Below are 12060 nucleotides of genomic sequence, written 5' to 3' on the forward strand. Positions count from 1 at the left end.
GGCCCGTCAACCGGAGGACTCATTTCGGCGTCAGGCTGTCAGCCCGGTGTCAGGAATGCGGTTTTCCATTGCCCGGGGCGGGGTCGGAATGGTTGGTTTCCGGCATGCCTGCCGTGGGATGCGGCAGCGCTCCCCGACCTCAACGCCGGAGGACCCGTCATGCGCGGAACCTACGCCGTGCCGTACGCGAGCCGTGGCAGCATCCTCGGTGCAGCCGAGGCCAAGGCGCTCGAGCAACTGATCGCCTCGGAGGGCTCGTTGTCCACGGGATCGTTCCGGAACCGCTTCGAACAGCGGTTCCGCGAGCACATCGGCACGCGGCACGCCCTGTCCGTCACCAGCGGCACGGTCGCGCTGGAACTGGCCATCCACCTTCTGGACCTGAAGGAGGGCGACGAGGTGATCGTCACCCCCCAGACGTTCCAGGCGACCGTCCAGCCGCTGCTCGGGCTGCCGGCCACCGTCCGGTTCTGCGATGTCGACCCCGACTCGCTGAACATCGACCCGGCCTCGCTGAAGGCGCTGATCACCGACCGCACCCGGGCCGTGGTGCTGGTCCACTACGGCGGCTGGACCGCCGAGATGGACGAGATCACGGCGGTGACCCGGGACCGGGGCATCACGGTGATCGAGGACTGTGCGCACGCCCTGGGCGCGGTGTACGACGGCCGCCGTCCCGGCTCGCTGGGCGACATCGGCTGCTTCAGCTTCCACGCGTCCAAGAACATCACCACCCTCGGCGAGGGCGGCATGATCACCCTGGACCGGGACGACTGGGCCGAGCGGCTGGACCGGCTGCGCTCCAACGAGGTGGACGGGGACTTCGCCCCGGCCCGACACGAAGGCCTCGCGCCCGGCCGGGAGTTGCTGCCCTGGATGAAGTACGCGTCGTCTGCGTACGAGCAGGTGTGCTCCGACGTCCGCCGCGCGGGCACCAACGCGACCCTGTCCGAGGCGGCCGCCGCCGTGGGCCTGGCGCAGATGGAACGGCTGGACGAACTGGTGGACCGCAGGCGGGAGATCGCCCGCCGACTGGACGAGGTGATCGCCCGCCACCCGTACACCCGCCTCCAGCAGCCGCGGCCCGGGGTGCGGCACGCCCAGCACCTCCACACCTTCTTCGTGGACGGCCCGCCCGGCCTGCGCGAGGCGGTGGTCCGCGGTCTGGACGAGCGAGGTGTGGAGGTCCAGCTGCGCTACCTGCCGCTCCATCTGCTGCCGGAGTGGCGCGAGCGGGGCCACGGCCTCGGGGAGTGCCCGGTCGCCGAGCAGACGTGGTTCGGCCAGCACGTCAACCTGCCCTGCCAGCCGGGGCTCTCCGACCGCCAGGTCGACCATCTGGCGGCCGCTCTCGAAGACGTTCTCAGCTCCGAAGTGAAAGGACTGTCATGCCTCTCATCGACGTAAAGCTCTACCAGGACCGGCTCGACGAGCGCACCCGCGCCGAGCTGATCGGCCGCCTCACGGACGCCGCGGCCGGTGTGCTGGGCGAGGAGGTACGCGACGCCGTCTGGGTGGTCCTCACGCCCGTGCCCCGGGAGAACTGGGGCATCGCGGGGAAGCCCGGCGCATGAACTTCGAGAGCGTCCACCTCGCGGGAGTCGGCACCTATCTCCCGCCCGCCGTCACGACGCAGGACGCGGTGCGCACCGGCCGGTACGACGAGGAGGCCCGCGAGGCCTCCGGCCTGGAGTCGGTCGCCGTCGAGGAGTCCCTGCCCGCCGTCGACATGGCCGTACGCGCCGCACGGACCGCGATCGGGCGATCCGGGCACCGGCCGGAGGACTTCCTCGGCCTGCTCCACAGCAGCACCTACCACCAGGGCCCCGAGGGCTGGTCGCCGGCCCACTACGTCCTGCTGCACACGCTGGACCGGCCGGTGTCCGCCTTCCACGTCCAGCACGGCTGCCTGGGCCTGCTGGCCGGCCTCCAGACGGCGGCGCTGCGCCTGGCCGCCTCGGCCGATCCCGACGCGGCGATGCTGCTGACGGCGGCCGACAACTTCGCGACACCCCTGGTGGACCGCTGGCGGTCCTCGTCGATGTTCGTGCTCGCGGACGCGGGGTCCTCGCTGGTGGTCTCGCGGCGCGGCGGCTTCGCCCGGCTGCTCGCCATGGACTTCGTCTCGCAGCCCGGCATGGAGGCCATGCACCGCGGGGACGAGCCGCTGCTGCCCCCGCAGACGCCGGTGGACCGGGTGATGGACTTCGAGACCCGCCTGGAGCACTGGCGGCTGAAGTGGGCCGAGGGCGGTGCCATCCCGCTCGGCGATTTCGGCGAGCTGATCGCCGACAGCGTGCAGCGCACGCTGGCCTCCGCCGGCAGCTCCCTCGACCAGGTCGCCCGGATCGTGCACAACGGCTTCAACCAGGACCCGCTGAACGTGTTCCTCCTCGACCCGCTGGGCCTGCGCGCCGAGCGCGGCACGTGGGAGTTCAACCGCCGTATCGGCCACGCGAGCGTGTCCGACTTCGCCCTCGGCCTCGAACACCTCTGGAGCAGCGGACAGGTACGGCCCGGGGACCAGGTGCTGATGCTCGGCTTCACCACCGGCATGGAGGCCGCCTGCGCCCTGCTGGAGATCACCGCCGAGCCCGGCGGGACCGGCTGACCCGGTCAGAGACCGAGAGGAGTTCTTCCGATGCTCGAAGGATGCACCCCGTGGCCGCCCGAGGTGGCCGCACATCATCGCGCCGAGGGCCACTGGCGCGGCGAGAGCCTGGTGGACCTGCTGGACACGGCCGTCGGCGCGCACGGCGACAAGGCCGCCCTCGTCCAGGACGACGTACGGATCTCGTACGCGGAACTGGGCCTGCGCACCCGGCGGATGGCCGCCGGATTCCGCGCGCGCGGCATCGGCGCGGGCGACCGGGTCGTGGTCCAGCTGCCCAACGGACCGGATTTCGTCGTCGTGTGCTTCGCGCTGTTCCGCCTCGGCGCCCTGCCGGTGTTCGCGCTGCCCGCCCACCGCGCCCAGGAGATCCGCCGCCTGTGCGACCACTCCGGTGCGGTCGGGTATGTCTTCCCGCCCAGCCACCACGGCTTCGACCACCTCGCGCTGGCCCGGCAGGTCCGCGCGGAGGTCGGCGGGCTCACGCACCTGTTCGTCTCCGGCGCCGCGCAGGCGGGGGACGGGGACGTCGTACCGCTGGCGGAGGTGGACGCCGAGCCCGTGCCGCTGCCCGCCCCCGACCCCTCGGACGTGGCGTTCTTCCTGCTCTCCGGGGGCACCACGGCCCTTCCGAAGCTGATCCCGCGCACCCACGACGACTACGTCTGCCAGACCCGGGCCGCCCGCGCGGCGGGCCCGGTCGGCGGCGGCGACGTGTACCTCGCCGTCCTGCCGGTCGAGTTCAACTTCACCTGGGGCTGCCCCGGGGTGATCGGGATGATCGGCGCCGGCGGCACCGTGGTGCTGGCCCAGGACCCCACCCCCGAGCGGTGCTTCCCGCTCATCGAACGGGAGGGCGTGACCTTCACGTCCGTCGTGCCGAGCGTCCTGCAGCTGTGGCTGGAGGCGGCGGAGTGGCACGGGGCGGACCTCGGCAGCCTCCGCTTCCTCCAGGTCGGCAGCGCCAAGCTGTACCCGGAGGTGGCCGCGCGCGTCGAGCCCGCCTTCGGCTGCCGGCTCCAGCAGGTCTTCGGGATGGCCGAGGGACTGCTGACCTTCACCCGCGAGGACGATCCAGCCGCCACCGTACTGACCACCCAGGGGCGGCCGGTCTCCACCGCCGACGAGATCCGCATCGTCGACGAGCAGGACCGGGAGCTGCCGCCGGGCGGCATCGGCGAGCTGCTCACGCGCGGCCCGTACACGCTGCGGGGCTATTACCGGGACCCGGAGCACAACGGCCGGGCCTTCACCGACGACGGTTTCTACCGCAGCGGCGACCTGGCGCGGCTGACTCCCGACGGGAACCTCGTGATCGAGGGACGCATCAAGGACGTCATCATCCGCGGCGGCGACAAGGTCTCCGCCACCGAGGTCGAGGGCCACCTCCTGGCCCTCGGACCGGTCGCCCGCGCGGCCGTCGTGCCCTACCCCGACGAGTTCCTGGGCGAGCGCACCTGTGCCTTCCTCGTCCCCGTGGACCGGGCCCCGGCGCTGGCGGAGATCAAGGCGGCCCTGGAGCAGCGCGGCCTGGCCGCGTACAAGCTGCCGGACCGCGTCGAGATCGTCACCGAACTGCCCCTGACCGGTCTCGGAAAGACCGACAAGAAGGTGCTCGCCGCGCTCGCCCGCGGCGAGGCCGTCCCCGCCGCGGCGGCGTTCCTCCCCGCCCGCGCGCCCCGTGCGGCGGCGCCGCACGCGGGCTGAACCGACCGCCACAGAAAGGCCGACACCACGATGGACACCGACGCGCCCCGCTCGGCGGACGAGATCCGGGCGGCCGTCGCCGCGCTGATCGACACTCCGCCGGAGGACATTCCCGACCAGGCGAACCTCGTTCTCCTGGGCCTGACCTCGCTGGACCTGATGCGGCTCAGCGGCCGCTGGCGGCGCAGCGGCGTACCCGTGAAATTCGAGTCCCTGGTGGCGGATCCGACCATCGGGGGCTGGGTGCGGCACGTCGCCTCCGTCACCGCGGAGTCCTGATCCGGGCCACCCTGTCCTGCCCACGCCACCCGGCGGCCCACGCCCCGGTCCCCTTCCGCACCGGCCCCGAAAGGAGCCAGAACCTTGGCGCTCTCCGCCATTCCCGCCATCCGCCCGTACCCCCTGCCCGCGCCCGCCGGCCTGCCGGAGAACACGGCCGCCTGGGAGGCCGACCCCGCCCGCGCGCTGCTGCTGATCCACGACATGCAGCACTACTTCCTCCAGTTCCTGCCGGCCGGACAGGATCCGCGGACGGGTCTGGAGGACCGCGTGACCGCGCTGCGGCAGGCCGCCGCCGAGGCCGGCGTGCCGGTCGCGTACACCGCGCAGCCCGGCGACATGACCCCACGCCAGCGCGGCCTGCTCGCGGACTTCTGGGGCCCCGGAATGAGCACGGCGCCCGAGCACCGGGGCTTCCCCGAGCGGTTCGGGCCGACGGCCGGGGACCACGTGCTCACCAAGTGGCGGCCCAGCGCCTTCTTCCGCACCCGGCTGGCGGAGCTGATGCGCACGCTGGGCCGCGACCAGCTGGTGCTGTGCGGGGTGTACGCGCACATCGGGGTGCTCCAGACCGCCTGCGACGCCATGGCCCGCGACATCGAGTCGTTCGTCGTCGCGGACGCCGTGGCGGACTTCGGCGAGGCCGACCACCGCATGGCGCTGGAGTACGCGGCGGCCCGCTGTTCCATGGTGGTGCCCACCGAGACGGTGGTGGCCGCCTTCCGTGGCGGTCCCGCACGGCGGGGCCGGGGTGCCGTCCGATGACGGGCCCGACGCGGGGCGCCGGTGACGTGGCCGCCCTGCTGGACCGGCTGGGCGGGGCGGCCGGGCCGGCCTCGTTCGCCTTGCTGCACCGGCCGGAGGCGGGCGACGGCGCCCAGGTGGACGTGCTCATCGGTGACGTGACGGCCGCCTCCGTCCTCGCGGACGTCCCGCTGCCCCCGGCCGGCCCGGGCGAGCGCCACGAGCAGCTGGTCCTGCTGCCGTACCGGCAGATCGCGGAGCGCGGCTACGCCTGCCCGGACGACGGCGAGGAACTGCTCGTCCTGCACATCCGCGAGCAGGAGGCCGTACCGCTGGAGGCCCTCCTCGCCGCGCTGCCGGAGTCCGCCCTGACCGTCCGCGGCGGCGCGTTCGACGTGGACGACGCGCAGTACGCGCGGACGGCGCGGCGGATCGTCGAGGACGAGATCGGATCGGGCACCGGGGCCAACTTCGTCCTCAAGCGCACGTACACCGCGTGGATCGAGGACTGGTCGGCCCGCTCGGCGCTGGCGCTGTACGGGCGGCTGCTGCGCGACTCCCCCGGGGCGTACTGGACGTTCCTCATCCGCACCGGCGGGCGCACCTTCATCGGCGCCAGCCCCGAACGGCACATCACGCTGGACGCGGGCACGGCCGTGATGAACCCGATCAGCGGCACGTACCGCTACCCGCGGAGCGGCGCCACCCCCGCCGGCGTCCTGGAGTTCCTCGCGGACGGCAAGGAGCGCAACGAGCTGTACATGGTGCTCGACGAGGAGCTCAAGATGATGAGCCGGCTGTGCCCGCAGGGCGGCCGGGTCGTCGGGCCGCGGCTGCGGGAGATGAGCCACCTCGCGCACACCGAGTACTTCATCGAAGGACGCTGCGACCGGGATCCGCGCGAGGTGCTGCGCGAGACCCTGTTCGCGCCGACCGTCACCGGCAGTCCGCTGGAGAGCGCCTGCCGCGTCATCGCCACGTACGAGCCCGACGGCCGTGGTTACTACGCCGGGGTCGCCGCCCTGCTCGGCCGGGACGCCGCCGGGGAACGCCGGCTGGATTCCGCGATCCTGATCCGCACCGCGGACGTGGACCGCTCCGGCCGGCTGCGGCTGGGCGTCGGCGCCACCCTCGTACGGGACTCCGACCCGGTGTCGGAGGCCGAGGAGACCCGGGCCAAGGCCGCCGGGCTGCTCGCCGCCCTGGACATCGGGCGACCGGCCGGGCGGACGCCGCAAGAGCCAGCCGCGGGCCGGCTCGGAGCCGATCCCGGGGTCTCGCGCGCGCTGCGGGCGCGCAACGACCCGCTGGCCGGCTTCTGGCGGGCCTCCCCCGGCGACCGCTCACCGCGCCCGCCCCGGCTGGCGGGCCGCCGGGCCCTGCTGATCGACGCCGAGGACACCTTCACGGCCATGGGCGCGACGCTGCTGCGCGGGCTCGGGCTCGACGTGACGGTGCGGCGGTTCGACGAGCCGTACTCGGTGGCCGGGCAGGACCTGGTGGTGGTGGGGCCCGGTCCCGGGGACCCGCGCGAGACCGGCCACGTCAAGATCGCGCATCTGCGGGAGCAGACGCGGCAGTTGCTGGGGGCCGGCACCCCGTTCCTGTCGGTCTGCCTGGGCCACCAGGCCCTGTGCGGCGTGCTCGGTCTGCCCCTGGTCCGCAAGCGGGTGCCGCACCAGGGCGTCCAGCGCACCGTCGACCTCTTCGGGCAGCGCGAGGACGTGTACTTCTACAACACCTTCGCGGCCCTCTCCCCGGCCGGTCGCTTCGAGGGACCGCCGTCGCGCCCGGGACGGGTGGAGGTGTCCCGGGACCCTGCGACGGGAGAGGTCCATGCCCTGCGCGGGCCGGGCTTCGCCTCGGTGCAGTTCCACCCGGCGTCGGTGATGACCCGCAACGGCATCGGCATCCTCGAACGGCTCCTCGGCGCCGTGCTGGCACCCGCGCCGGGGCCTGCGCCGGTCCCTTCCCACGAATCTCCCCGAGATCGCGAGGCCATCGCATGAGTTCCTCCCTGATCACCGGCGGTGTGCTCCCGGCTGCGCCGGCGGCCCCGCCCACCGCACAGCACCCGGGCTGGCAGGACGCGGAGGCCGTGGACGACGTCACCCGGCGGCTGGCCGGCTACCTGCCGCTGGTGCTGCCCGCCGAATGCGACCGGCTCCGGGCCCGCCTGGCGGCGGTGGCCCGCGGTGAGGTGTTCCTGCTCCAGGGCGGCGACTGCGCCGAGACGTTCGACGCGCTGAGCGCCGAGTCGGTGGCGGCCAAGCTGGACACGCTCTTCTCCATGGCGGGCTCGCTGACGGCCGGCACGCGGCTGCCCGTGGTGGTACTGGGCCGGATCGCAGGCCAGTTCGCCAAACCGCGGTCGCAGCCGACCGAGGTGCGCGGGGGCGTGACCCTGCCCGCCTACCGGGGCGACGCGGTGAACGGGCTGGAGTTCTCCGCCGCGCTGCGCACCCCGAACCCGTACCGGATGCTTCGGATGTACGGGGCCTCGGCCGCCACCCTCAACAGCATCCGGGCCCTGTCGGCCGCCGGGCCAGACCCGCGGGAGTTCTCCGTCTCCCACGAGGCGCTCCTGCTGGACTACGAGCAGCCCCTGACCCGGCTCGATCCGCGCACCGGCAGCCGGTACGCGGGCTCCGGCCACCTGCTGTGGGCGGGCGAGCGGACCCGGCAGCCCGACGGCGCCCACATCGGCTACCTCGCCGGTATCGCGAACCCCGTCGCGGTGAAGCTCGGCCCGAGGGCCACCGCGGCCGAGGCCGTGGAGCTGGCGCGGCGGCTCGACCCGGACCGGGTGCCGGGCCGGCTCACCTTCGTCGTCCGCATGGGCGCGCAGCGGGTACGCGAACTGCTGCCGGACCTGGTGGACCGGGTCACCGCCGCCGGCGCGCGGGTGGGCTGGGTGTGCGACCCGATGCACGGCAACACCTACACCGCCCCGTCGGGGCACAAGACTCGGGCGTTCGGCGACATCGTCGACGAGGTGGCCGGCTTCTTCGAGGTGCACCGATCGCTCGGGACGCACGCCGGGGGCATCCACGTGGAGATGACCGGGGAGGACGTGACGGAGTGCGTGGGCGGCAGCGGCGGCCCGGCCGTACGCGACCTGCCCCTGCGCTACAGCTCCGCGTGCGACCCGCGGCTCAGCCGGGACCAGTCCCTCGAACTCGCCGCGCTCACGGCACGGATCGTGGGGATCAGCCCGATCGCAGCGCGCCCGGATCGAGCCGGCGGGCCAGCTCCGAGCGGGCGGTGATCCCCAGCTTCCCGTACGTGCGGTGCAGATGGTTCTCGACCGTGCGCACCGACACGTACAGCCGGTCGGCGACCTCCTGGTTGCTCAGGCCTGCGGCCACCAGGGCGGCGACCTCCCGTTCCCGCAGGGTCAGGGCGGCCGGGAGGTCCTCGCTCCGGCGCTCCGGCGGGGCCGCCCACGGCGGCAGCCCTCCCCCGGTGGCGGCCGTGATCTCCTGGCACAGCAGCCGGGCCGCGCTGCCCCTGCGGTGTCGGCCGCCGGCCTGATGGGCCCGTGCTGCCTGCGCAGCGGTCTCTGCGGCCAGCGGCCGCAGCCCGAGGGCCACGAAGCGCCGGGCCAGCTCTTCCAGCGCATCGCCGTCGTGCCGGGCAAGTGCCCGGACGTGGTGGGCCTGGAGAGCCGTCGTGCCGCTCAACAGGGACGGATCGGGCAGCGGTGCGACGGCCTCGTCGGTGGCGCCGAGCCGGGCGGCGAGGTGGAGGGCCGAGACCTCCTGGGCCCGGCGGCCAGCGGCGCCGGCCGACCCGGCGACCGACAGGGCCAGCCGCACGGCCTGCGCCCGGTCGCCGACATGGGCGTACACCAGGGCGGATTCGAGCGCCGTCCCGTCCTGCGCCAGCGGATAGCGGGCCCCGCGGCCCTCCAGGGAGCGCACCTCGACGAGGGTGCGTACGGCCTCCGCGTGCGCGCCCGCCTCGGCGAGGGCGGCGGCGAGCTGGGCCAGCGTCCAGGCGGGGGCCGTGAGCCAGTCGGCGGGCCCGTCCACGGCGGCGGCCCGGCGCAGTTCGTCGACGGCCGCGCTCCAGTGGCCGCGCGCGCGGTGCAGCCGGACCCGCAGCACTGCCACGCGCACCCGGTCCCGCGGATCGCCCTCGTCCCACCAGCGCATGCCGCCGAGGAGCGCCGCGGACGCGGCGACGCCCGCCGTGTGCAGGGCGGCGTAGGTGCGCATCCACTGGGCGGCGGTGTCGACGGGCTTGCCCTCCTCCTGGTCCGGCGGCAGCCCGGCGAGCAGCCGGGCGGCGGACACCGGATCGCCGCGCTCGACCAGGGCGAAGGCTGCGGGAACCGTGACCAGACCGGCGAGTGCGGCCTCGCCCGGCGGCGGCGCGCCCTCGCGTCCGGCGGCCGCCGCCGACACGTCCGCGAACCGGTCCTCCAGCAGTCCGAGCAGGCTGCGCGCGCCGCGGAACCGCAGTCGGGCCGGGCCCTCGGCCCCGACCAGGCCCCGTTCGACGACGTCGACGGCCTCTCCCAGGCGGCCCAGGCCGAAGGCCATGTTCACCGCGCGGACGGCGACGGCTTCCTCGGTCCGGCCCGCGGGAAGCCCCGGCGCCTCGGCGAGAACCCGTTCGGCTTCACGGTGCCGGCCCTGGCCCTGGAGGGACTGCGCCAGCACGAGCCGTACGCCGGCGGCCACGGCCTCGTCGGCAGGACCGTCCTGGTGCGACAGGGCGGTGCGGGCCAGCGTCTCGGCCTTGCCGAAGTCGTGCCGGTGCAAGGCCCGTTCGGCCGCGGTCCGCAATTGCCCGGTGGGGGGCGTCTGGCCCGCGGCGAGCCGGAGGTCGACCACCCGCGGGACGTCGTCGTGGCGGCGCATGCCCACCGCCTCGATGCCGTCGGCGAGCTGGCGGCGCAGCCGGCGTCCTTCGAGTTCGGGCATGGCGCGCAGCACCACGGCGGAGTACAGCGGGTAGGCCAGCCGCAGGCGCAGCCGCCGGCCGGAGCGTTCGGTGACGACGAGGCGCCTGCGGTCGAGCGACTCGGCGGCGTGGGCCAGCCCGGCGACGGCCGGCAGGTCGGCTTCCAGGGGTTCGGCCAGGGCGACGAGCTGGACGAGTTCGCGTTCGTCCGGCCGCAGGCCGTTCAGGCGCAGCTGGACGAGGGCCGCCGGACGGCCCTCGGGGGCGGCCGGCAGCTCTCCGCACCACTGCCAGAGCGAGCCCTCCCGGCGCAGGGCGCCCTCGGCGAGGGCGGCGTCGGTGAGTTCGCGCAGCAGCAGGGCGTTGCCGCGGGTGGCGGTCCACAGCCGTTCCGCGCAGTCGGCGGACAGCTGGCCGCCGAGCCGGGCCCGGACCACCTCGGTGGCCGTGGTCCGGTCGAAGTGGGGTACTTCGACGCGTTCGACGAGGCGCTCGACCCACAGGGCACTTATGTCGCCCGGCATGGCCACGCCGGAGAGGGCCGCCGCGATCAGCCGGATCCGGCCGTCGCGGACCAGGGCGTACAGGCAGGCGGCGGCAGCGGGGTCGATGAGGTGCGCGTCGTCGAGGCCCAGCACGAGGCCGTCCCCGGGCGGGGCGGGCGGGCCCGGCGGCACTCGGGGGAACTGCTTGAGGGCGTCGGCCAGTGAGCCGCTCGCGCCGGTGGGGACGGCGCCGCCCGCCCAGAGGGTGGGGGAGCCGCCGGCGGCCGCCCGTTCCAGCGCGGCGTGCAGGAGCCGGCTCTTGCCCACCCCCCATTCGCCGCTGAGCAGCACACCCCGCGGTCCGGCGAGCACCCTTTCCACGTGGTCGAGTTCGGATTCCCGACCCGCTGTCGGCCAGTCTGCGGAGGTGGCGATCCCCCTGGGCATGGCTGTGTGCCTTCCGTTTCCCCCGGTGTGTCCGGGCCGTCAGAGGAGGAGGGTGCCGCGCGCGACGGTCACCGCGCTGCCGCTCATCTCGACCGACGTGACGCGGTCGCCTTCGCGCGTGGCCCGCGCGTACATGGTGGAGGGTCGGCCCATCCAGGCGCCCTGGGTGATCTCGATCTCCGTACCGTCCTCGATCAGTGCGTGCCGGGCCAGGTGGATGGCCAGCGGGCCGGAGGCGGATCCGGTGGCGGCGTCCTCGACCACGCCGTACGCCGGCGAGAACATGCGCGTGTGCCAGGTGCGGCCTTCGCCGGCGAAGCAGTTGGCGGCCATGTCCGGAAAGGCGCAGAGGGCGCGGTGGTCGGGGCGCAGTGCGGCGAGGGCGGCGACGTCCGGCAGGCCGACGAAGACGTGGCGGGGGCCGTTGCGGTAGACCTCGACCGGGAGGGTGGAGTCGGGAAGGCCCAGGGCGGCCAGGAGTTCGGGGGCCTTCTCGTACGGCTCCCAGACGGGCAGCGGCTGGCGCATGCGGATCCGGGTGATCCGTTCCCCGGCCCGCTCCAGGTCCACGGGGACAGCGCCCATCGCCGTCTCCAGCAGCAGGCGGTCGGCGCGCCGTTCCTCGCCGAGCACCTGGGCGGTGCCGAGCAGCGGATGGCCGGCGAACGGCAGTTCGTTGACGGGGGTGAAGATCCTGACGCGGGCGTCGCCGCCGTTCTCGGGCGGCAGGACGAAGGTGGTCTCGGAGAGGTTCATCTCGCGGGCGATGCGCTGCATCAGGCGGGGGGTGAGGCCGGCCGCGTCCAGGTAGACGGCGACCGGGTTCCCTTCGAGGGGGGTGCGGGTGAAGGCGTCGGCGACGACGTACTGGTACAC

At 74.4% G+C, this 12060-nt stretch carries 10 protein-coding genes; 8 read left to right on the top strand and 2 right to left on the bottom strand.

The annotated features are described in order from the left end of the window. Positions 1-159: 159 nt before the first annotated feature. From ACFYOB_RS12975 to ACFYOB_RS13010, 8 genes are all read left to right on the top strand, one after another. The gene (locus ACFYOB_RS12975; RefSeq protein WP_388558766.1) at positions 160-1407 is read left to right on the top strand and encodes a DegT/DnrJ/EryC1/StrS family aminotransferase; all 1248 of its coding nucleotides are present in this window, start codon (positions 160-162) and stop codon (positions 1405-1407) included. Further along, positions 1389-1574 (top strand): 4-oxalocrotonate tautomerase family protein, encoded by a 186-nt coding sequence (locus ACFYOB_RS12980; RefSeq protein WP_388558769.1) that lies wholly within the window; start codon positions 1389-1391, stop codon positions 1572-1574. Before ACFYOB_RS12975 ends, ACFYOB_RS12980 begins: the two co-directional genes overlap by 19 nt. Beyond that, positions 1571-2611 (top strand): ketoacyl-ACP synthase III family protein, encoded by a 1041-nt coding sequence (locus tag ACFYOB_RS12985; RefSeq protein WP_388558772.1) that lies wholly within the window; start codon positions 1571-1573, stop codon positions 2609-2611. Before ACFYOB_RS12980 ends, ACFYOB_RS12985 begins: the two co-directional genes overlap by 4 nt. Positions 2612-2641: 30 nt before the next feature. Beyond that, complete coding sequence (locus tag ACFYOB_RS12990) at positions 2642-4318, top strand: (2,3-dihydroxybenzoyl)adenylate synthase (RefSeq protein ID WP_388558775.1); 1677 nt, start codon at positions 2642-2644, stop codon at positions 4316-4318. 30 nt (positions 4319-4348) lie between these two features. Then, the gene (locus tag ACFYOB_RS12995; RefSeq protein ID WP_388558778.1) at positions 4349-4597 is read left to right on the top strand and encodes a phosphopantetheine-binding protein; all 249 of its coding nucleotides are present in this window, start codon (positions 4349-4351) and stop codon (positions 4595-4597) included. Positions 4598-4681: 84 nt separating this feature from the next. Beyond that, positions 4682-5362, top strand: a complete 681-nt coding sequence (locus ACFYOB_RS13000) for an isochorismatase family protein (protein ID WP_388558781.1) — start codon at positions 4682-4684, stop codon at positions 5360-5362. Further along, positions 5359-7350: an anthranilate synthase family protein gene (locus ACFYOB_RS13005; RefSeq protein WP_388558784.1), complete on the top strand. Its 1992-nt coding sequence runs from the start codon at positions 5359-5361 to the stop codon at positions 7348-7350. The genes ACFYOB_RS13000 and ACFYOB_RS13005 overlap by 4 nt, the downstream gene beginning before the upstream one ends. Beyond that, positions 7347-8609: a 3-deoxy-7-phosphoheptulonate synthase gene (locus ACFYOB_RS13010; RefSeq protein WP_388558787.1), complete on the top strand. Its 1263-nt coding sequence runs from the start codon at positions 7347-7349 to the stop codon at positions 8607-8609. The genes ACFYOB_RS13005 and ACFYOB_RS13010 overlap by 4 nt, the downstream gene beginning before the upstream one ends. Here the strand turns inward: ACFYOB_RS13010 and ACFYOB_RS13015 are convergent. Together ACFYOB_RS13015 and ACFYOB_RS13020 are read right to left on the bottom strand one after the other, a co-directional pair. Then, on the bottom strand, positions 8551-11184 hold the full coding sequence (locus ACFYOB_RS13015; protein WP_388558790.1) for a LuxR C-terminal-related transcriptional regulator: 2634 nt from the start codon (positions 11182-11184) through the stop codon (positions 8551-8553). The two genes, ACFYOB_RS13010 and ACFYOB_RS13015, sit on opposite strands and share 59 nt — an antisense overlap. Before the next feature lie 39 nt (positions 11185-11223). Next, positions 11224-12060, bottom strand: coding sequence for a PhzF family phenazine biosynthesis protein (locus ACFYOB_RS13020; RefSeq protein WP_388558793.1), 837 nt, complete (start codon positions 12058-12060; stop codon positions 11224-11226).

This window comes from Streptomyces sp. NPDC006463 (genome assembly GCF_042870715.1).
GTDB lineage: Bacteria > Actinomycetota > Actinomycetes > Streptomycetales > Streptomycetaceae > Streptomyces.